The organism is Frigoribacterium sp. PhB116, from assembly GCF_004364285.1.
Taxonomy (GTDB): domain Bacteria; phylum Actinomycetota; class Actinomycetes; order Actinomycetales; family Microbacteriaceae; genus Frigoribacterium.
In genome coordinates this window covers 39,130-57,905 of sequence record NZ_SOBE01000006.1, presented here as the reverse complement: position 1 = coordinate 57,905, position 18,776 = coordinate 39,130, and the positions used below count along the sequence as shown (strand labels likewise).

Genomic DNA, 18,776 nt, shown 5'->3' with positions numbered 1-18,776 from the left:
ACAGCACGAGGAGGCGCGGCATGACCACGCAGAACGAGACGGTGTTCCCGAGGGGCGCCCTGGCCCGCGGCGAGTGGGAGTCCGTCGTCGACGACGGGATCGACGGCTGGCAGCACACGGGTCTGCGCGTCGCCGAGCTCGTGCCCGGCGGCGAGCTCACGCTGCCCGCGGCAGGCGTCGAGCGCCTCGTCGTCCCGCTGTCGGGGTCGTTCACCGTCCGGCACCAGGGCTCGGGGGACCTCGAGCCCGGACAGCACGAGACCACGCAGCTGGAGGGACGGCCCTCGGTCTTCGACGGCCCGACCGACGTCCTCTACCTGTCGACCGGCGCCTCGGCGACGATCGCGGGGGAGGGACGCGTGGCCGTGGCCGAGGCGCCCACCGAGGAGGTGCACCCCAGTCGGCACGTCCGGCGCGACGAGGTGCCGGTCGAGCTGCGCGGCGCAGGTCGCTCCAGCCGCCAGGTGCACAACTTCGGGACGCCCCAGGCGCTCGACGCCGGTCGGTTCATCGTCTGCGAGGTGGTCACGCCTGCCGAGAACTGGTCGAGCTGGCCGCCGCACAAGCACGACGAGCTGCAGGCCGGGCAGGAGTCGCGGCTCGAGGAGATCTACTACTTCGAGACCGCGGTCGAGCGGGGCCTCGAGGCGCCGCCCGAGGCCGATCCGTTCGGCTTCGTCCGCGCCTACTCGTCGCCGGCCGGCGAGATCGACGTGCTCGCCGAGGTGCGCACCGGCGACGTGGCCCTGCTGCCGCACGGCTGGCACGGCCCTTGCGTCGCGGCCCCCGGCTACGACCTCTACTACCTGAACGTCATGGCGGGGCCTGACCCCGAGCGGGTCTGGCACATCTCGGACGACCCGGCCCACGGCTGGATCAGAGGGACGTGGGAGGGGCAGGACGTCGACCCGCGCCTCCCCTACGAGCGTCGAGCCTGACGCGCGACCAGCACGAGCACCCGCAGCACCCGCAGCACCCGCAGCACCTGCACGACCAGCAGCGCACCACCAGCACCAGCACGACGACCACTCACGGCGACGAAGCCACGACGACAGGACACGACGACATGGGCACCACCAGGCGGATGACGGTCGCGCAGGCGCTGATCGAGTTCCTCGCGAACCAGTGGACGGTCGACGGCGACCACCGCGAGCGCACCGTCGCCGGCACGTTCGGCATCTTCGGCCACGGCAACGTCGCAGGAATCGGCCAGGCGCTGCACCAGCTCGAGGTCGACCAGCCGGGCCTGATGCCGTACCACCAGGCCCGGAACGAGCAGGCGATGGTGCACCAGGCCGTCGGCTACGCGCGGATGACCAGGAGGCGGGGCACCTTCGCGAGCACCGCCTCCGTCGGTCCGGGGGCCGCCAACATGCTCACCGGCGCCGCGCTGGCGACCGCGAACCGGCTGCCTGCCCTGCTGCTGCCGAGCGACACGTTCGCGACCCGCGTCGCCGACCCCGTGCTGCAGCAGCTCGAGCTGCCGCACGACACGAGCGTGCAGGTCACCGACGCGTTCCGGCCGCTGTCGCGGTTCTTCGACCGGGTCGACCGCCCCGAGAAGCTCTTCTCGATCGCGCTGGCCGCGATGCGCGTGCTGACCGACCCGGCCGAGACGGGAGCGGTCACGATCGCCCTGCCCGAGGACGTGCAGGCGGAGGCGCTCGACGTGCCCGTCGAGTTCCTCGCGCCGCGCGAGTGGCACGTGCGCCGTCCCGTGCCCGAGCGCGGCCCGCTCGAGCGGGCGGTCGCCGCGATCCGTGCCGCGAAGTCGCCGGTGATCGTCGCGGGCGGCGGGGTCCTCTACTCGGGTGCCGAGGAGTCGTTGCGCGCCCTCGTCGAGCTGACCGGCATCCCGGTCGGCACCACCCAAGCCGGCGGCGGCTCGCTGGTCTGGGACCAGCAGGGGTACCTCGGCGCCGTCGGAGCGACCGGCAGCACCGCCGCGAACCGCCTCGCCGCCGAGGCCGACGTGGTGATCGGCATCGGCACCCGGTACTCGGACTTCACCACCGCCAGCCGGACCGCGTTCCAGGCCGACGGCGTGCAGTTCGTCAACGTCAACGTGGCGTCGTTCGACGCGTACAAGCACGGCACTCAGCTGCCGGTGATCGCGGATGCCCGCGAGGCGATCGACGCCCTGCGCGCCGAGCTCGCCGACTGGCGCGCGCCGGCCGCGTGGGTCGAGCGGGCGGCCGCCGAGAAGGCCGGCTGGGACGCCGTCGTCGACCGCGCCTTCGAGCCCTCAGGACTGGCCCTGCCGGGTCAGGCGGAGATCATCGGTGCCGTGCAGTCCGCCTCCGACCCCCGCGACGTCGTCGTGCAGGCCGCCGGCTCGCTGCCGGGCGACCTGCACAAGCTCTGGCGGGTTCGCGACGCCCTCGGTTACCACGTCGAGTACGCCTTCTCGTGCATGGGCTACGAGATCGCCGGCGGCCTCGGCGTCCGGCGTGCGGCGCCGGACCGCGACGTGATCGTCATGGTCGGCGACGGCTCGTACCTGATGCTGCACACCGAGCTCGTCACGGCCGTGGCCGAGGGCGTCAAGATCATCGTCGTGCTGATCCAGAACCACGGCTACGCGTCGATCGGGCACCTCTCCGAGACGGTCGGCTCGGAGCGATACGGCACTCGGTACCGCGACGGGAGCGGCGCGACCCTGCCCGTCGACCTGGCCGCGAACGCCCGCAGCTACGGCGTCGAGACCATCGAGATCCAGGCCGGGCCGGAGGCGGTCGCCGACCTGCGCAGGGCCGTGACGGCCGCGAAGGCGTCCGACACCGCGACGCTGATCCACGTCGAGAGCGACCCGCTGCTCTACGCGCCCGGCGGCGAGGGCTGGTGGGACGTGCCGGTCGCCGAGGTGTCGACCATGGCCAGCACGCAGCGCGCGCACGACGAGTACGTCACGCGCTCGGCGGCCCGCCGCCCGCTGCTGGGCTGACGCCGCGGGTCAGCGCAGGTCAGCGCTCGACGAGAGTGATCTCGAACGAGTACAGGTCAGGCCGGTAGCAGTGCTGACCGTGCTCGACCGCGCGCCCGGAGTTGTCGAAGGCGGTGCGTCCCATGGTCAGCACAGCCGCGCTCTTGGGCAGGTCGAGCAGGCGAGCCTCGGAGGCGGTGGCCGAGCGGGCACCGATGCGCTGCTTCGCGACGCGCATCGTCACCCCGCGGCCGCGGAGCAGCTGGTAGAGCCCGTGCTTCTCGAGCGACTCCATGTCGAGGTCGACGAACGGCTCGGGCAGCACGTTGTCGAGCACGGCCAGGGGCACGCCGTCGGCGGAGCGCATCCGTGCGAGGTGCAGGACGGGGCTGTCGACCTCGACGCCGAGCGCCTCGGCCGTCTTCTCGTCGGCGCCCTCGACGGACGACGAGAGCAGCTGCGTCTCGGGCTTCTGGCCCGTCCGCTCCAGGTCCTCGTAGAGGCTCGTCAGCTCGACGTTGCGGGTGACGCGGCCGTGGACGACCTGGGTGCCGATGCCGCGGCGACGCACGAGCAGGCCCTTGTCCACCAGCTCCTGGATCGCCCGACGGATGGTCGGGCGCGAGAGCCCGAGCCGCGCGCTCAGCGCCACCTCGTTCTCGAGCCGGGCGCCGGCGGGCAGCGTCTCGTCGTGGATGGCCTCCTCGAGGAGGTTCGACACCTGGTAGTAGAGCGGCACCGGGCCGGAGCGATCGAGCCCGAGGAAGAAGTCGGGGGGCAGCAGCTGCTCGTCCTGAGGCATCATGTCCGCTCTTGATCGGTGGTCCTCGATCCTCCCACAGCGGCGGATCGGCAGGGCTCGGGCCTTGCCGCGCGGCCTCAGCTGCGCGGCGCGGTGCTCGTCGTCGGCGGCGGCGTCACGGTCGCCGGCGTCGTCGTCTCCGAGGCGTCGGCGGCCAGCTCGCGGGCGACGGGCGAGCCCGGCATCTCGCGCTCGAGCTCGTGCGCGAGCGAGTCGAGCTCGGCGCCGCCTGCCATCAGGGCCGTCAGCTCGGGCAGCGTGATCTCGCTCTTCTCGAAGTTGCCGAGGCTCATGCCGCGGTTGAGCAGCAGGAACCGGTCGCCCACCGGGTACGCGTGGTGGGGGTTGTGCGTGATGAACACGACGCCGAGTCCTTGGTCGCGCGAGCGGGCGATGTACTTGAGCACGACGCCGGACTGCTTGACGCCGAGGGCGGCCGTCGGCTCGTCGAGGATGAGCACGCGGGCGCCGAAGTAGACGGCGCGGGCGATGGCGACGCACTGGCGCTCGCCGCCCGACAGGGTGCCGATCGGCTGGTCGACGTCGCGCAGGTCGATGCCCATGCGGGCCAGCTCCTCGAAGGTGATCTTCTTCATCGCCTTCACGTCGAGGCGACGGAACGGGCCGACCCCCGTCGTCATCTCGGAGCCGAGGAAGAAGTTCCGCCAGACGGGCATCAGCGGCACGACCGCGAGGTCCTGGTAGACCGTCGCGATCCCGGCGCTGAGGGCGGCCCTCGGCGAGGCGAAGGTGACCGGCTCGCCGTCGAGCAGCAGCTCGCCGTGGCTCGGGGTGTGGGCACCGGCCAGCATCTTGATGAAGGTGGACTTGCCGGCGCCGTTGTCGCCGAGCACGCAGGTGACCTGGCCGGCCGCGACCGTGGTCGAGACCCCGGAGAGGGCGTTGACCGCCCCGTAGCTCTTGCCGATGTCGCGGACCTCGACGATCGTCGTGCCGACGTCGGCACGCGGCGGCACAGCCGGGGCGCCGGAGCGGTCGGTGCTGGCGGCGCGGTCGGCGCGGTCGCTGGTGGTGTCGGTGCTCATCGCCCGCCTCCTGCTCGTGTCCTGACGAAGTTGTTCAGCAGCACCGCGGCGAGCAGCATGCCGCCGAGCACCGTGCGCAGCCAGTTGGTGTCCCACTGGGCGAAGGTGATGCCCTGGAAGACCATGCCGTAGATCAGCGCGCCGAGGGCGGCGCCGATCGCTGAGCCGTAGCCGCCGGTCATGAGGCAGCCGCCGACGACGGCGCAGATGATGTAGATGAACTCCTGGCCCACGCCGGTGTTGGCCTGGACGGTCGAGGTGCGGAAGAGCGAGATCATGCCGACCAGCCAGGCGGCCCCGGCCGTGCCCATGAACAGGCCGATCTTGGTCTTGAGGACGGGCACGCCCACCTGGCGGGACGAGTTCAGGGCCCCTCCGACCGCGAAGATCCAGTTGCCGGCGCGGGTGCGCAGCAGGATCCAGGTGGCCGCCGCCGCGACGAGGAACCACCAGAGCACGGACACGTAGAAGGTGCCGCCGCCGATCTGGACCGACGCGCCGAACAGGGGCTGGATCGAGTCGTAGGCGGGCACCTTGGTCATGCCCTGGATGGCGACCTGCCCGGTGATGATCTTGGTGACGGCGAGGTCGATGCCGGCGAGGGCGAAGAACGTGCCGAGGGTGACGATGAAGCTCGGCAGGCCCGTCTTCATCACGAGGATGCCGTTGACGGCGCCGACGCCGAGGCAGACGACGAGCGAGATGACGACCGCGACCCAGATGCTGAGGCCGTAGTGGGTCGTGAGGATGCCCACGATGAGGGCCGAGAAACCGGTCATGACACCGGCCGAGAGGTCGAACTCGCCGCCGATCATCAGCACGGCCACCGCGACGGCCATGATGCCGAACGTCGAGGCCGACTCGAGCCAGACGCCGGCTCCGGCGAAGCTCAGGAACTGGGGCGTGTAGAGGGAGAAGAACAGGAGCACCGCGAGCGCGGCGACGAAGGCGCCCGTCTCGGGCCGGGCGAGGATCTTGCGGAGCGGACGTCGCTCGAGGCGTGGCCTCGTCGCGATCGTCACGATGTCAGTGGTCGTCAACGGTGACTCCTGGGTCGGGGGGAGGAGAGGGGGCCGGCTGCCGATCGCGCCGGCCCCCGGGGAGTGTGCCTAGCGAGTGCCGTTGGCGGCGAACTCGGCGACCTGGGCCGCGTTGTCCTTCGTGACGAAGGCGGGACCGGAGTAGACCGGCTGGCCGCCGCCGATGACGTTGCCGTTGGTGACGAAGAGCTGCAGGGCGGTGACGCCGAGGAAGCCCTGCACGTAGGGCTGCTGGTCGACGGCGAACAGGATGGAGCCGTTCTCGACGTCGGCCACGACGTCCTCCGACAGGTCGAAGGTGCCGATCTTCGCGTCGCTGCCCGACTCCTCGACCGCGCCGACCGCGTCGATGGCGTACTGGCCGCCGAGGGTGAGGACCCCGTCGATGGACGGGTCGGCCTGCAGCTTCGACTTGATGGTCGCCTTCACGTCGGCGTCGTTCGTGCCGTCGACCTGGAGGTTCGTCATCGTGCCGCCGAAGGTCTTGGCCGCGGCGGCGCAGCGGTCCTCGAGGCCGACGTTGCCGGCCTCCTGGATGACGCAGAGCGCGTTGCCGAGGCCTTCGTCGGCGAGCCTCGTGCCGACGGCCTCGCCGGCGACGGTCTCGCTCTGGCCGATGTGGGTCAGGGCGCCGAACTCGGACGAGCGCTCGATGCCCGAGTTGATGGTCACGACGGGGATGCCCGCGGCGACGGCCTTCTTGACGCTGTCCTCGACGCCGTCGGGGTTGGCCATCGAGACGACGATGCCGTCCACCTCCTGCGCCACCGCGTTGTCGATGAGCTGCGACTGCTTCGCGGGGTCGGCGTCGGAGTTGTAGGTGATCGTGGCGCCGTAGTCGTCGCCGGCCGTCTCGGCCCCCGACTTGACGCGGTCCCAGAAGGCGTCTCCGGGGCCGGAGTGGGTGACGACGGCGAAGGTGAGGTCCCCGCCGCCGTCGTCGGGGCTGGCCGTCTCCTGGCCCGTTCCCGCGCAGCCGGCGAGGAGGAGCCCGGTCGTCGCGGCGAGGCCGAGGCCGGCGAGGAGTCGCTTCTTCATTGAAAGTCCCTTCGATGCGGAGCTCGTCGCGCAGGACGGTCCGGGGTGACGTCGGTGTCGGGTCCGAGTATGTGTGAGGGGGTCATGCTTGTCAATACATTCTGTCATTGGGATAAGCTCGCTCTGCCCCCTGCTCGACAGGGGGCCCGCCGACGACGTCAGGAGAACCATGTCGACACCGGATCGCGTAGGAGTAGGCCTCGTCTCGCTCGGATGGATGGGACGGCTGCACTCGCGGGCGTACCGCGCCGTCGCGGAGCACTATCCCGAGCTGCCGGTGCGGGCGGAGCTGGTGTCCGCCGCCGACACGGACGCCGGCGCACGACACCACGCCGAGACGGTGCTCGGCTATCGCCGTACCACCGCAGATTACCGTGAGGTGATCGCCGACCCCGAGGTCGACGTCGTCTCGATCTGCGCGCCGAACTTCCTCCACCACGAGGTCGCGCTCGCCGCGGCCGCCGCGGGCAAGCCGTTCTGGATCGAGAAGCCGATGGGCCGGTCGGCCGCGGAGTCGTCCGAGATCGCCCGCGCCGCCTCCGACGCCGGCGTCGTCACCTCGGTCGGCTTCAACTACCGCCATGCGCCCGCGGTCGCCCGCGCCCGGGAGCTCGTCCGCTCGGGCGCGCTCGGCACCGTGACGAACGTGCGGGTCAGCCTGCTCGCCGACTACTCCGCCGATCCGCTCGGCGCCCTGACCTGGCGGTTCCAGCGCGACCGGGCCGGGTCGGGGGTCCTGGGCGACCTGCTGTCGCACGGCGCGGACCTGGCCCAGTTCGTCGTCGGGCGCATCGACTCCGTGACCGGGCTCACCGAGACCTTCATCCGCGAGCGTCCGCTGCCGGGCTCGGGGGCCGCCGGCCACTTCAGCAAGGGCGCCGAGGGCGGGGCCACCGGCGCTGTCGAGAACGAGGACTACGCCGCCGTGCTCGGCCGCTTCGACTCGGGCGCCGTCGTCGTGCTCGAGTCGAGCCGCGTCGCGATCGGGCCGCGCGCGGAGTACGCGCTCGAGGTCTACGGGACGAAGGGGTCGCTGCGCTGGGACTTCCAGCGGCTGAACGAGCTGCAGGTCGCCGACGACACGAGCGGGTACCGCACCGTCATGGCGCAGCCCGGCTTCGGCGACTTCGCCCGGTTCCAGCCGGGCGCCGGCACGAGCATGGGCTTCGACGACCTCAAGACGATCGAGGCGCAGTTGTTCCTGCGCTCCGTGGTCGAGGGGCGCCAGCTGGCGCCGTCCGCCGCCGACGCCTGGTCGGCCGCCGAGATCGTCGAGTCGGCGGTCCGCAGCGACCGGGCCAGGGCGTGGGAGACGGTGGGGCAGGTCGAGGGGCCGACCACCTACGACCTGTGACGGGTCGGGCTCGCCGAGTCGCGCCTCCTCAGGCGAAGGAGGCGCGGAAGCGCTCGAGTGCCGTCTCCGAGTCGCCGGACGGCCAGGCCTCGAGCCCCACGACGCCCTCGTAGCCGAGCGTGCGCAGCTCGGCCGCGATCGCCGGGTACCGGATCTCGCCCGTCCCCGGTTCGAAGCGTCCCGGCACGTCTGCCACCTGGATCTCGCCGACCCACGGCAGCGCGCGCCGCAGCAGCTCGATCAGGTTCCCCTCGCCGATCTGTGCGTGGTACAGGTCGAGGTTGAGGCGCAGGCCGGGGCTGTCGACGGCGCTCACGAGCGCGAGCGTGTCCTCGGCGCGGGCGAAGGGCGTGCCCGGGTGGTCGACCGCGGTGTTGAGGTTCTCGAGGGTGAAGACGCGCCCGTGGCGCTCGCCGAGCAGTGCCAGGCGGGCGAGCGTCTCCTGGGCTCGTTCGCGGTCGCCGGGCGCCACCTCCTCGTCCGGGCGCAGGGGGCGCACCGGCAGCCCGTCCGGGTCGAGCCCGGTGCCGTGCAGGTTGAGCCGAGGGGAGTCGATGACCTCGGCCGCGGCGATCGACAGCTCGACGGTGCGCAGCAGCTCGGCGACGCCGTCGGGCGTGGTCAGGTCGCCGGCGAGGTAGCCGGTCATCGACGAGAAGGTGGCCCCGGTGGCGGCGAGGGCAGGCAGGTCCTTCGTCGACCAGCCCCAGATCTCGACCTGGAAGCCGAGCTCGTGCAGGCGCCGGACGCGGTCGACGACCGGCAGCTCGCGGAACAGCATCTCGGCCGAGGCCGCCAGCTGGACAGGCATCGTCGGCTCAGAGCTCGACGGCGACGGAGACGCGCTCGACCGCGGAGCGCGCGGCGGCGTCGGCGAGGACGAGCGCGGCGCGACCGTCGGCGAAGGTCGGGCTCGCCGACTCCTCGCCCCGGGCCAGCTGGATGAACGCCCGCAGCTCGGCGACGTAGGCCGCCGCGTACCGCTCGAGGAAGAAGTCCTGGTACGGCGGCTTCGCCTCGACGTGGGAGGCGGTCGAGACGCTGACGAGGCTGGTGAGGGCGTTCGACACCTGCAGCGAGCCCTCGGCGCCGAACGCCTCGAGCCGCTGGTCGTAGCCCACGGCGCTGTGCCGGGAGTTGGTGATCGAGACCAGGGCTCCGGAAGAGGAGCGGAGCGTCACCATCGCGGTGTCGAAGTCGCCGTGCTCGCGGGCGCCCGGGTCGAAGACGGTCGTGCCGGTGGCCGTCACCTCGACGATGTCCGGCAGGAAGAACCGGGCCATGTCGAAGTCGTGGATGGTCATGTCGCGGAAGATGCCGCCCGAGACCCCGACGTACGCCGCCGGAGGAGCCGCCGGGTCGCGGCTCACGATCGAGAGCTGCTCGAGCTCGCCGATCTCGCCGGCCGCCACCCGGGCGCGCGCCGCGGCGAACGCGGGGTCGAAGCGCCGGTTGAAGCCGAGCGCGATCGGGATGCCCGAGGACTGCACCCGGGGCAGCAGCGCGTCGACCCGCGCGATGTCGAGGTCGATCGGCTTCTCGCAGAGCGCGGGGACGCCGACGTCGAGCGCCGCCCCCAGCAGGTCGACGTGCGTCGCCGTGGGCGAGGCGATGAGGACGGCGTCGACGTCGCCCGACGCGAACATCTCGGCCGCGTCGGTCGTCACGGTGCCGCCGTGGCGGGCCGAGACGGCCTGCGCGCCCTCGACGAAGGGGTCGCAGACCCAGGCCAGCACGGCCTCGGGGTCGGCCGCGATGTTCGCGGCGTGCACCTGGCCGATGCGGCCCGTGCCGATGAGTCCGAAGCGGAGGGGAGTGGTCACGTCGTCGTCCTTGCTGCCCGTGGGCGTCGTGGGGCCCCGAAGGGCAGGAGGTGGTGGTGCGGTAGCTGTGGAGCGCCAGGTGCCAGGGGCGTCAGGCCCAGGTGCGCAGGGCCTCGCGGTTGACGAGCTGGTCGGCGCCCCGCTCGGCCCGGAACGCGGCGATGTCGGCGTCGGGGGCGTTGAGCACGTCCTGCTCGACGACGATCCAGCCGTCGAAGCCCTGTCGGTCGACGGCGCCCATCACCGCCCCGAGGTCGACGTCGCCCTGGCCGAACGCCACGAAGGAGCCGGACGACCAGACCTCGCGCATGCCGCCTCCTTGGTCCAGCACGCGCCGGAGCTCGGCGACGTCGACGTCCTTGAGGTGCAGGTGGTTGATGCGGTCGCCCCACCGCTCGATCGCGAGCACGGGGTCGCCGCCCCCGATCACGAGGTGCCCGGTGTCGAGGGTCAGGCCGACGTCGACGGCCGAGAGGAACCGGTCGATCTCGTCCGGCGACTCGATGAACGTGCCCGCGTGGTGGTGGAAGGTCGGCTCGAAGCCGGCCGCCCGCGTCAGGGCGGCGGCACGCTCGACGTTGGCGACGAGGGTCGACCAGCGGCGCTCGTCGAGCGGGTCGGCGGTGGCGCCCCGGCCCGGGCCGGCGCGACGAGCGTCGGACCCGTCGTCGGCGAGGGTCGGGAGCGGCAGCCGCGAGGGGCCGTCCTCGGACGCCTCGGCGAAGATGCGCAGGGCCTCGTGCAGCTGGGGGAGCGCGGCGTCGAAGGCGTCGTCGTCCGAGAACGGCAGCTGGACCCAGCCGCCGGCGAGCTCGAGGCCCGAGCGGACGAGCCGGGCGCGCAGCTCGTCGCCGCGGCCGAGGTAGTCGACGGGCCCGAGGTCGACGCCGGCGTAGCCGCTCTCGGCCAGGACGTCGACGAGCTCGTCGGGGCCGACGACGTCGGCGCCCTCCGGGGTGAGCTCGAAGACGCCGAAGCTGACGGGGGCTCCGGCCACGGACGCCTTCATCGGAGCGCCGACAGCAGGGTGGGGTGAGCGGACTGGTTCTGGTTCATACGTCGCTGTATGCCTTCCCGGTGGGGCCAATTGTCCTAACAATGGCACAAACTTCTGGGGGAGGCAACGGAGGTGGTCGTCTCGACGCTGCCCTAGGAGCCCCTCGCGCGATGTGATGCGAGCGTCACGGCCGGCGACCCGAGCGTCACGGCCGGCGACCCGAGCGTCACGGCCGGCGACCCGGGCCTCGCGAGTCGAGCAGCCGCCGCGCCAGCTCCTGCCCTGCCTCGACGAGTGCCGGCGGCCCCTCGAGCGTCAGGTCCGCGTCGAACCCGGCGAACCGGGCCGCGAGGGCACGCCACGACCACGAGCCCGTCGTGAGCCTCGTCCGACCGTCGTCCCCCTGCTCGACGAGGGCGTCGGCGTCGACGTAGGGGGCGACGTCGCTCGCCGGGAGGTCCAGCAGCGCCGTGCCGACGCAGGGCCAGGAGGCGTCGGTCGACCCGCGGAACCGCGCCGCGACGAAGGCGACCGGGTCGTCGCCGGGCACGGGGCGCCGGCTGAACGACCGGCGCGTGGCCGCCCGCGGGTGCATCCGGTCGACGCGGTAGGTGCGCCAGTCGGCGGCGGCGGGCGCCCACGCCAGGAGGTACCACCGGCCGTTGCTCGTGACGACGGCGTGCGGCTCGACCGAGAGCGGTGGGCCGACCTCGGCCTCGCCCCAGACGGGTGCGTAGTCGAACCGGAGCACCTCGTGGGCGCTGGTCGCCTCGATCACCGCGACCAGCACCTCCGGCTCGACGACCACCGCCGACGGCGTGCTGAGCACCTCGATCGAGTCCATCCGGTGCCGTAGCCGAGACGGCATCACCTGCCGCACGGTGCCGAGCGCACGAGCAGCCGCCTCGCCGATGGCGGTGCCGGAGGCGGGCGCCACGGCGAGCGCGAGCGCGACGGCCACGGCCTGGTCGTCGTCGAAGAGCAGGGGCGGCAGCTCGGCACCCGCCGACAGACGGTAGCCGCCCGCTGGTCCTCGCAGGGTCGTCACCGTGTAGCCGAGCTCGCGCAGGCGCTCGACGTCGCGGCGGACCGTGCGCGGGCTCACGCCGAGTCGCTCAGCCAGGAACGTCGCCGAGCTCTCCCGTCGCACCTGCAGCAGTGAGAGGAGCGTGAGGATCCGCGAGGAGGGGCTGGTCACGTCCCGATGATCGCACCGGATGCGGTCACGATCTGACCGCATCGGGGAGGAGAGTCGCTCTCGACGCGGGCCTCACCACCGAGGACTGCGCGACGACGAGGAGACAGACATGACCATCTCGACCACCCCGCACCTCAACTTCGACGGAGACGCCCGCCAGGCTCTCGACTTCTGGGCCGCCGCACTCGGCACCGAGGTGACGGCCATGACCTACGGACAGATGGGCGCCTCCGACGACCCGGCGTGGGCGGACCGGATCGTCTGGGGGCAGGTCGAGACCGCGAGCGGGGTCCGCGTCATGGCGTTCGACGTCTGGCCGCACCAGGAGTACGACCAGGGGGCGAACTCCTGCTACGTCTACCTCAGCGGCGACGACGCCGCCGAGATCACGGCGGTGTGGGAGGGGCTCGTCGACGGGGCCGAGATCCGGCAGCCGCTGGGCGCCTCCGCGTGGTCGCCGTTGGCAGGGCAGCTCCGCGACCGGTTCGGCGTCGTGTGGGCGCTCGACGTCCGGGCTCCGCAGCCGGGGGTGTGACGGGCGGCGGGCAGGCCCGACATCTCGTAGTCGGGCACCCCGTGGCCTGACACCCCGAAGTGGACGATGCACCCCGTCGTTGCGGGGTGCATCGTCCACTCAGGGGTGTCCGGCTCGGTCCGGGCTACTCGCTGACGCTGTCGCTCTCGCCGGCGAGCTCGCCGCCGTCGATGACGAACTCGGCCCCGGTCTGGAAGCTGGACTCGTCGCTGGCCAGGTAGACCACCAGGTTCGAGACTTCCTGGGGCTCGCCGATGCGGTGCAGGGCGCCGAGCTGGTCGCCGAGCTCGAGGCCGTCGGTCATCGGGGTGCGGATGACCCCGGGGTGCACCGAGTTCGAGCGGACGTTCGCCGAGCCGAGCTCGAGGGCGACGGACTTGGTCAGGCCGCGGAGGGCGAACTTCGAGGCCACGTAGCCGTGCAGCGCCGTGGTGCCCTGCAGTCCTGCGGTGGAGGAGATGTTGACGATGCTCGACGGGGCAGACGCGACCAGCGCCTCCTTCGCCGCGGTGATGCCGAGGAAGGCTCCCGTGACGTTGATGCCGAGGATGAGGTTCCACTGGTCGAGCGTGTACGTGCCGAGGCGGCCGAAGTTGACGATGCCGGCGTTGTTCACGAGCACGTTGAGGCCGCCGAACTCGCTGACGGCGGTGGCGACCGCCGCCTCCCAGTCGCCGGGCGACGTCACGTCGAGGTGCACGTAGCGGGCGGCGTCGCCGAGCTCGTCCGCGAGGGCGCGGCCCTCGTCGTCGAGCAGGTCGCCGATGACGACCTTGCCTCCCTCGGCCACGATTGCGCGGGCGTGCGATGCGCCCATGCCTCGGGCGCCTCCGCTGATGAGGGCGATCTTGCTGGTCAGTCTGTCCATGGGTGGCTCCTTTGCCATCGGGTGCTGCGGGTCCGGCAGGTGTCGCGGTGGGCGACGGGTGTTGCCGTGCGGTGAGACTAGCGACCGAACCGTCGGGTTCGCTGAGGGAACCTCGACGTCGTCCCGGCGGTCGAGGGCTCAGGCGTGCGCTTTACTCGTCCGATGGGCAGTCATTCCGGGATCCCCGCACCAGACGAGAAGCGCGTTCCGCTCGAGCAGGCTCTGGCCGGGCTGGAGGTCCACCCTCTGGAAGCGGGCGAGACGGCCATCGAGGCCTTCGTGCTCGTCAAGACCCTCGACTCCGAGGGGGAGACCGGCTGGGCCTACCGGACGACGAACAGGCTCAACCGTGAGGAACTGCTCGGGGCGCTGACGGTGCAGGTGGCGGTGCTGGCCAAGGAGCTCCGTGACGAGTGGGACGACGAGTGATCTTCCGCAGGCGGGCCAAGTCGTCCGTCGGTCTCCAGGGTGACGGCGCTGAGGCTCGGCCCGCCGGACGAGACCGGGCTGGTGGGGTCGCCGAGGCTCCCTCGGCGGAGACGCGTGAGAGCGTGCTCGCTCGGTGGCGATCCGTATGGGGCTCGACCGCCCCTCTCTCGCACCTGATGCGGTGGGACTGGCCCGATCGTGTCCTCCGTTTCCACTCCCTGCCGAATCACGAACGTCTCCCCGAGACCGAGGAGGAGCGCGAGGAGATCTGGGACCGGTTCCTGGCTCTGCACACGTCGCTCAGGGCGCTGCACCACTCGGAGGACTCCTTGTTGTTCGTGCTGGGTCGGAGCCGTCGGCGGCCTCGGCGCAGGGAAGGGCTCGGCGCTCTCGCCGAGCTTCTGCCGCCGGGCTCGTTCCTCGCGACCTGGAGTGACGGGGAAGACGAGGACCAGATCGACTACGACATCTGGCTCCACGTCGGTCCCCTCTCCGTCGAGGCGTTGCGGGCGCTGTCCGACGAGGTCGCCGCCGATGCCATCCGGTTCGCCGTGGGCGACGAGTCGTGCTCGTGGTGCTTGGCTCCCTACGACGGCGGCTTCGACGTGCTCGGCATGACGGATGAGGATCGCGAGATGCTGCGTGAGGCGTTCAGCGAGTGGCTGCCTTTGCCGGAGCAGCCGTACGGCTCTGCGAAATGAGCCAGGTCGAGTGATTTCGTTCCGCATGCGGCGCCCGCGTACGCCTTCACCGAGCGGTGGTACTGCGGCCAGGTCGGCTCGAGGGCTTCGATCGCGATCTCGAAGGGCTCCCCGATGGAACTGACGAACTCCGACGATCCCGAGAAGGTGCACCTGACGCTGACGCGCGACGAGTTCGACATGATCTCGGGCTGTGTGATGGCGGCGATCGACGAGGTGCCCGACTGGGAGTTCTCGAGTCGCCTGCCCGGCGACGTGGACGCGGCGTGCGACGTGCGGAAGTCGCTCTGGAGCGTCCACGACCAGCTTCCGCCCCGAGCTGCGATCTAGGGGCCGAGCGCCGCTACAGTGGCGCCATGCACGAGCCCGTCCACGTCGCCGTCCTCGAGGACCAGAAGGTCTGGGGCATGATCCCGCGAGAGCTCGCGGACACTGCGGGGAAGGTCTCGTGGCTCTCGGCCCTGGGGTTCGGCATCGCCGCGATCGTGTCCGGGCAATTGTGGTTCCTGGCCGGGAGCGTGCTCGCCGTCGTCAACTCGCTCGCGCTGCAGGCGCTCGCGTCGTACCTGCACGAGCTGGCCTACGCGAATGCTGACCTGGTCGACGACGAGCCGGGTGCGACAGGGGCGGACGACGTTCCGCACGAGTGATGCGACAGGACAGGGCACGCGGCGGTGGTCGCCCTGCCCCGCCCGCCTGCGCATGCGTGGTCGGTAGCGTGGGGGCATGGACGACGCCGAGCTCGCACGGACGCTGGTCACGGAGGCCGCTCGCATCGCGGTGTCCATGCGAGTCGAGGGCATCTCCGCCCAGCAGAAGACCTCGACGGCCGACCTCGTCACCGCGGCCGATCGGGCAGCCGAGGCGCGCATCCAGGAGTTGCTGCGCATCGGGCGCCCGGGCGACGGTCTTACGGGGGAGGAGGGCGCCAGCTGGGCCTCCCGTACCGGTCGTCGCTGGGTCGCCGACCCGATCGACGGCACCTACAACTTCGTCTCGGGCCTGGTCACCTGGTGCAGTGCTGTGGCGCTCGAGGAGGCGGGGCGTGTTCCGGCAGCGGCGGTCCACGTTCCCGGTGCCCGCGAGACGTGGGTGGCGGCCGGCGGTCGGGTCGAGCTGAACGGCGCCGAGGTCGGGCCGCTCGAGGACCGCTGCCTCAGCGAATGCAGTGTCGCGACGTACTTGGATGCGACGAACGTCCGTGATCCTCTCGCCCTGGCCGTCGTCCTCGCGGTCGTCGGAGCCGCGGCGACGCTCAGGGTGAGCGGGTCGGGGACCTGCGACCTCGCGGACGTGGCCGCCGGGCGACTCGGGCTCTGGATCCAGGAGGACTGCGCGGACTGGGACTGGCTGCCCGGACGAGCCCTCGTCGAGGGGGTCGGCGGCAGAGCGGAGGTCGTCGAGCACGCGGGGCGCCGATGGCACGTCGCCGGCCCGCCGCGAGCGGTCGGCGAGGCGCTGGACGTCGTCCGGCGGTCCTGAGCACGAGCGAGGCAGCCGATCCCGCGGCCGCTACTGCTGCGTCAGGGCCGCCGCGTACGCCTTCACCGAGCGGTGGTACCGCGGCAGGGTGGGCTCGACGGCCTCGATCGCGACCCGGAGCGCCTCGTCGGCGCGGCCGGCGCTGTGCAGCGCGAGCGCGAGGAACACCCTCGGCGCGGCGCCGGTGGCAGGGTGCTCGGGAGCGTCACGCAGCATCGCGATCGCCTCGTCGAGCCGGCCGAGGTTGCGGAGGGTCGAGGCGTGCTGCACCACCATCTGGGCCGCACGCGTGGGGTCGACGGCGTCGAGACCGGCCGCGGTCGCGGCGGCGTAGTGGACGTCGGCCTCCGCCTCCTGCCCGCCCGAGTCGTGGGCGCCGCCCAGCTCGAACGAGCCCAGGGCGGGGTGAGGCGCTGCGGCCGCCAGCGCCTCCATCAGGGTGATCCGCTGCGCGTCGTCGACCTCGGTGTCGGCCCAGAGGGCGGCGACGCGCGCCTCCCAGTCGTCGGTGCTCGTCCGGTCGTCGGTGCTCGTCTGATCGTCGGTGCTCATGAGCCGAGGCTAGGGCGTTCTGCCCTTCTCGAGACGGACCGCGCCGCGTTCCATCAGCCGCCACGACCCGCCCGCGAGCGGCGTGAGCGTCACCGCCACGTAGACGGCCGCGACGATGCCGAAGGCGATGGTGAGGCCGATCGTGTCGGCGGCGACTCCGCCGAGGAGGGCTCCGAACGGGACCCCGGCCCAGGCTCCCGCGTTGAGGAGCCCGAACACGCGGCCGCGCAGGTGCTCGGGCACGCGCTCGAGCTCGACCGTCGCGAGGATCGGGTTGAGCGCCCCCGCCGCCAGCCCCGACAACGCCGTCGCCGCGACCAGCACCGGCAGCGGAACGCCGAGCGCGAACGCCAGGCTCGAGGGGCCGCCGGCCAGCGCGAAGCAGAGCGCGAACGTGACCCGCCGCGGCACCCGGTGCGCGACGAAGCCGAAGACGACGTTGCCGAGCAGGGCGCAGCCGCCCATGGTCGCGACCAGCAGTCCCAGGGCGGCCGCGCCTCCTAGTCGGTCGTTGGCGTAGAGCGGCAGCAGGGTCGATCCGCGCGCCGCGTCGAGGAGGTTCGTGACCAGCACCAGCGCCACGATCAGCCGCATCAGGGGGTCGCGGACGACGAAGCGGGCTCCCTCGGCGAGGTCCTGCCAGTAGGAGGCGCGGGCCGCGTCCCCGAGGTCGGCGTCACCTGGTGCTGTAGCTGCGGCTGCGCGCGCGTCGCGTGGCACCAGCGTCCAGGTCAGCACCGCCGAGACGGCGAACGTCGCCGCGTTGACGAACAGCGACGGGACAGGCCCGACAGCGGCGACGAGCAGACCGGCCAGCGACGCGCCGATCAGCTTGGCGAAGCGCTCGGAGCCGTCGAGCAGGCCGACGCTCCGCTCGATGCGGATGCCGGCGCGCTCGGTGAGGCCGGGGAGCATCACCCGACGCGCGGTCTGGCCGGGGGTGTCGAGCAGGCCGGCGACGAAGACGAGCGCCAGCAGGGCCCAGAACGGCAGCCCGACGGTCAGCGCCAGCACCGGCATCGCCAGCACGGAGGCGCCGCTCACGACATCCGCGACTATCGCGGCCCTGCGATGGCCGACGCGGTCGACGACGACCCCGCCGAGCGGCCCGCCGATGATCACCGGCGCGGTCGCGAAGGCCGCGGCGACGCCGATCTCGACGCCGGAGCCGCCGAGCGCGAGGACGTAGAACGGGACCGCGAAGGCCGTGACGACGTTGCCGGTCTGCGAGATCGCGTGGGCCGCGACGAGGGCGGAGAGGGCGGTGCGGGAGGCGCGGGAGGCGCTGGTCGGGCCTGCCGGGCCCGCCGCGCTGGTCGGGCCGGCAGGTGCCGGGGCGACTGTCTCGGGTGCGGGGGCGTCCTCGGTCACGCGCCCGCGCCTCCGGGGTGCCGGTAGGCCTGGTAGGCGAGGACGACGGTCTCGGCTCCGTCGTCGTCGGCGGGGTCGTGCGCGTCGCCGACGTCGACCCAGCGGTCGACGACGGACTCGAGCTCGGCGCGGAGGGCGGCGAGCTCCGTGACCGTGAGGCGGATCGCTCGGTCGCCGCCCGCCGCCGCCGCGACCCACCCGCGCGGCAGGGCCGGCATCTCGTCGACGTACCGGGTGTACCGCGCGGCGTTCGCCTGGACGATCGACTTCTCGAGGGCCGCCGACGCACTGAGGCGCTCGGGGTCGTCGAGCAGCTCGGCGGGCTCCCACGAGGTGAGGAGTGCCGTGGCCTGCCACCAGCGCTCGCGACGGTCGGCGCTCTGCGGGTCGGCGGCCTGGATCAGGTCGCTCGCCGCGAGCTTCGACAGGTGGTAGCTGACCGTGCCCGGCGCCTCGTCGACCACGTCGCCGAGCTGTGCCGCGGTCTGCGGACCGCGCTGACGCAGCAGGCCGAGGAGGCGCAGCCGCGTCGGGTGGGCCAGCGCGCGCATCGAGGCGGCGTCGGTGAGGGCGGAGCGGGGTTCGTCGCGGGTCATGGGGCAACGGTAAGTGCACAA

General features: G+C 72.4%; 22 protein-coding genes. 9 read left to right on the top strand and 13 right to left on the bottom strand.

The annotated features are described in order from the left end of the window. Window positions 1-20: 20 nt before the first annotated feature. Complete coding sequence (gene iolB, locus EDF20_RS14935) at window positions 21-938, top strand: 5-deoxy-glucuronate isomerase (protein WP_133739232.1); 918 nt, start codon at window positions 21-23, stop codon at window positions 936-938. Here iolB and EDF20_RS15810 read toward each other — a convergent pair. Further along, window positions 920-1,060 carry a hypothetical protein gene (locus EDF20_RS15810; RefSeq protein WP_166644845.1) on the bottom strand — a complete coding sequence of 47 codons (141 nt, stop codon included), beginning with the start codon at window positions 1,058-1,060 and terminating at the stop codon, window positions 920-922. The two genes, iolB and EDF20_RS15810, sit on opposite strands and share 19 nt — an antisense overlap. 6 nt (window positions 1,061-1,066) lie before the next feature. On the opposite strand from EDF20_RS15810, the gene iolD reads away from it, so the two are divergent. Next, window positions 1,067-2,944, top strand: a complete 1,878-nt coding sequence (gene iolD / locus EDF20_RS14930) for a 3D-(3,5/4)-trihydroxycyclohexane-1,2-dione acylhydrolase (decyclizing) (protein WP_133739231.1) — start codon at window positions 1,067-1,069, stop codon at window positions 2,942-2,944. Window positions 2,945-2,963: 19 nt separating this feature from the next. On the opposite strand, the gene EDF20_RS14925 is transcribed toward iolD, so the two are convergent. The 4 genes from EDF20_RS14925 to EDF20_RS14910 all read right to left on the bottom strand — a co-directional run bounded on the left by EDF20_RS14925 (window position 2,964) and on the right by EDF20_RS14910 (window position 6,849). Then, window positions 2,964-3,725 carry a GntR family transcriptional regulator gene (locus EDF20_RS14925; RefSeq protein WP_123548861.1) on the bottom strand — a complete coding sequence of 254 codons (762 nt, stop codon included), beginning with the start codon at window positions 3,723-3,725 and terminating at the stop codon, window positions 2,964-2,966. A 77-nt stretch (window positions 3,726-3,802) separates the two neighbouring features. Next, window positions 3,803-4,771, bottom strand: coding sequence for an ATP-binding cassette domain-containing protein (locus EDF20_RS14920; protein ID WP_123548805.1), 969 nt, complete (start codon window positions 4,769-4,771; stop codon window positions 3,803-3,805). After that, window positions 4,768-5,811 (bottom strand): ABC transporter permease, encoded by a 1,044-nt coding sequence (locus EDF20_RS14915; RefSeq protein WP_123548806.1) that lies wholly within the window; start codon window positions 5,809-5,811, stop codon window positions 4,768-4,770. Before EDF20_RS14915 ends, EDF20_RS14920 begins: the two co-directional genes overlap by 4 nt. Before the next feature lie 69 nt (window positions 5,812-5,880). Further along, complete coding sequence (locus tag EDF20_RS14910; RefSeq protein WP_123548807.1) at window positions 5,881-6,849, bottom strand: sugar ABC transporter substrate-binding protein; 969 nt, start codon at window positions 6,847-6,849, stop codon at window positions 5,881-5,883. 169 nt (window positions 6,850-7,018) lie between these two features. On the opposite strand from EDF20_RS14910, the gene EDF20_RS14905 reads away from it, so the two are divergent. Further along, a complete protein-coding gene (locus EDF20_RS14905) occupies window positions 7,019-8,203 on the top strand; it encodes a Gfo/Idh/MocA family oxidoreductase (protein ID WP_133739230.1) in 1,185 nt (394 codons plus the stop codon). A 28-nt stretch (window positions 8,204-8,231) separates the two neighbouring features. On the opposite strand, the gene EDF20_RS14900 is transcribed toward EDF20_RS14905, so the two are convergent. The 4 genes from EDF20_RS14900 to EDF20_RS14885 all read right to left on the bottom strand — a co-directional run bounded on the left by EDF20_RS14900 (window position 8,232) and on the right by EDF20_RS14885 (window position 12,221). After that, on the bottom strand, window positions 8,232-9,014 hold the full coding sequence (locus EDF20_RS14900; RefSeq protein WP_133739229.1) for a TIM barrel protein: 783 nt from the start codon (window positions 9,012-9,014) through the stop codon (window positions 8,232-8,234). Between the two features lie 7 nt (window positions 9,015-9,021). After that, entirely contained in the window at window positions 9,022-10,026 is a 1,005-nt protein-coding gene (gene iolG, locus EDF20_RS14895; protein WP_123548810.1) for an inositol 2-dehydrogenase, read from the bottom strand. A gap of 91 nt (window positions 10,027-10,117) precedes the next feature. Continuing rightward, window positions 10,118-11,023, bottom strand: coding sequence for a sugar phosphate isomerase/epimerase (locus tag EDF20_RS14890; protein WP_243833519.1), 906 nt, complete (start codon window positions 11,021-11,023; stop codon window positions 10,118-10,120). A 226-nt stretch (window positions 11,024-11,249) separates the two neighbouring features. After that, window positions 11,250-12,221 (bottom strand): WYL domain-containing protein, encoded by a 972-nt coding sequence (locus tag EDF20_RS14885; protein WP_208292672.1) that lies wholly within the window; start codon window positions 12,219-12,221, stop codon window positions 11,250-11,252. A 109-nt stretch (window positions 12,222-12,330) separates the two neighbouring features. Between EDF20_RS14885 and EDF20_RS14880 the strand changes: the two genes are divergently transcribed. Then, window positions 12,331-12,756 (top strand): VOC family protein, encoded by a 426-nt coding sequence (locus EDF20_RS14880; protein ID WP_133739226.1) that lies wholly within the window; start codon window positions 12,331-12,333, stop codon window positions 12,754-12,756. Between the two features lie 124 nt (window positions 12,757-12,880). Here the strand turns inward: EDF20_RS14880 and EDF20_RS14875 are convergent, their stop codons facing one another. After that, window positions 12,881-13,624, bottom strand: coding sequence for an SDR family oxidoreductase (locus EDF20_RS14875; RefSeq protein ID WP_133739225.1), 744 nt, complete (start codon window positions 13,622-13,624; stop codon window positions 12,881-12,883). Between the two features lie 162 nt (window positions 13,625-13,786). Between EDF20_RS14875 and EDF20_RS14870 the strand changes: the two genes are divergently transcribed. From EDF20_RS14870 to EDF20_RS14855, 5 genes are all read left to right on the top strand, one after another. Next, the gene (locus EDF20_RS14870; RefSeq protein WP_208292671.1) at window positions 13,787-14,053 is read left to right on the top strand and encodes a hypothetical protein; all 267 of its coding nucleotides are present in this window, start codon (window positions 13,787-13,789) and stop codon (window positions 14,051-14,053) included. Between the two features lie 176 nt (window positions 14,054-14,229). Then, window positions 14,230-14,754 (top strand): hypothetical protein, encoded by a 525-nt coding sequence (locus EDF20_RS14865; protein WP_133739224.1) that lies wholly within the window; start codon window positions 14,230-14,232, stop codon window positions 14,752-14,754. A gap of 114 nt (window positions 14,755-14,868) precedes the next feature. Continuing rightward, window positions 14,869-15,084 (top strand): hypothetical protein, encoded by a 216-nt coding sequence (locus tag EDF20_RS15960; RefSeq protein WP_208292670.1) that lies wholly within the window; start codon window positions 14,869-14,871, stop codon window positions 15,082-15,084. 26 nt (window positions 15,085-15,110) lie between these two features. Further along, window positions 15,111-15,404: a hypothetical protein gene (locus EDF20_RS14860; protein WP_133739223.1), complete on the top strand. Its 294-nt coding sequence runs from the start codon at window positions 15,111-15,113 to the stop codon at window positions 15,402-15,404. Window positions 15,405-15,480: 76 nt separating this feature from the next. Next, window positions 15,481-16,236 carry an inositol monophosphatase family protein gene (locus EDF20_RS14855; RefSeq protein WP_133739222.1) on the top strand — a complete coding sequence of 252 codons (756 nt, stop codon included), beginning with the start codon at window positions 15,481-15,483 and terminating at the stop codon, window positions 16,234-16,236. Between the two features lie 30 nt (window positions 16,237-16,266). Here EDF20_RS14855 and EDF20_RS14850 read toward each other — a convergent pair whose 3' ends face one another. The 3 genes from EDF20_RS14850 to EDF20_RS14840 are packed head-to-tail and all read right to left on the bottom strand — an operon-like array spanning window position 16,267 to window position 18,755. Further along, window positions 16,267-16,788 carry a tetratricopeptide repeat protein gene (locus EDF20_RS14850; protein ID WP_133739221.1) on the bottom strand — a complete coding sequence of 174 codons (522 nt, stop codon included), beginning with the start codon at window positions 16,786-16,788 and terminating at the stop codon, window positions 16,267-16,269. Between the two features lie 9 nt (window positions 16,789-16,797). After that, window positions 16,798-18,159 (bottom strand): MFS transporter, encoded by a 1,362-nt coding sequence (locus EDF20_RS14845; RefSeq protein WP_133739220.1) that lies wholly within the window; start codon window positions 18,157-18,159, stop codon window positions 16,798-16,800. After that, window positions 18,156-18,755, bottom strand: coding sequence for a helix-turn-helix domain-containing protein (locus EDF20_RS14840; protein ID WP_133739219.1), 600 nt, complete (start codon window positions 18,753-18,755; stop codon window positions 18,156-18,158). Before EDF20_RS14840 ends, EDF20_RS14845 begins: the two co-directional genes overlap by 4 nt. Between the last annotated feature and the right edge of the window lie 21 nt (window positions 18,756-18,776).

Coding starts and splice junctions, on each gene's coding strand:
- EDF20_RS14905 (WP_133739230.1), top strand. CDS start 7,019: ATGTCGACACCGGATCGCGTAGGAGTAGGCCTCGTCTCGCTCGGATGG.
- iolD (WP_133739231.1), top strand. CDS start 1,067: ATGGGCACCACCAGGCGGATGACGGTCGCGCAGGCGCTGATCGAGTTC.
- EDF20_RS14870 (WP_208292671.1), top strand. CDS start 13,787: ATGGGCAGTCATTCCGGGATCCCCGCACCAGACGAGAAGCGCGTTCCG.
- EDF20_RS14900 (WP_133739229.1), bottom strand. CDS start 9,014: ATGCCTGTCCAGCTGGCGGCCTCGGCCGAGATGCTGTTCCGCGAGCTG.
- iolB (WP_133739232.1), top strand. CDS start 21: ATGACCACGCAGAACGAGACGGTGTTCCCGAGGGGCGCCCTGGCCCGC.
- EDF20_RS14860 (WP_133739223.1), top strand. CDS start 15,111: ATGCACGAGCCCGTCCACGTCGCCGTCCTCGAGGACCAGAAGGTCTGG.
- EDF20_RS14855 (WP_133739222.1), top strand. CDS start 15,481: ATGGACGACGCCGAGCTCGCACGGACGCTGGTCACGGAGGCCGCTCGC.
- EDF20_RS14865 (WP_133739224.1), top strand. CDS start 14,230: ATGCGGTGGGACTGGCCCGATCGTGTCCTCCGTTTCCACTCCCTGCCG.
- EDF20_RS15960 (WP_208292670.1), top strand. CDS start 14,869: ATGGAACTGACGAACTCCGACGATCCCGAGAAGGTGCACCTGACGCTG.
- EDF20_RS14875 (WP_133739225.1), bottom strand. CDS start 13,624: ATGGACAGACTGACCAGCAAGATCGCCCTCATCAGCGGAGGCGCCCGA.
- EDF20_RS14920 (WP_123548805.1), bottom strand. CDS start 4,771: ATGAGCACCGACACCACCAGCGACCGCGCCGACCGCGCCGCCAGCACC.
- EDF20_RS14925 (WP_123548861.1), bottom strand. CDS start 3,725: ATGCCTCAGGACGAGCAGCTGCTGCCCCCCGACTTCTTCCTCGGGCTC.
- EDF20_RS14840 (WP_133739219.1), bottom strand. CDS start 18,755: ATGACCCGCGACGAACCCCGCTCCGCCCTCACCGACGCCGCCTCGATG.
- EDF20_RS14910 (WP_123548807.1), bottom strand. CDS start 6,849: ATGAAGAAGCGACTCCTCGCCGGCCTCGGCCTCGCCGCGACGACCGGG.
- EDF20_RS14880 (WP_133739226.1), top strand. CDS start 12,331: ATGACCATCTCGACCACCCCGCACCTCAACTTCGACGGAGACGCCCGC.
- EDF20_RS14850 (WP_133739221.1), bottom strand. CDS start 16,788: ATGAGCACCGACGATCAGACGAGCACCGACGACCGGACGAGCACCGAC.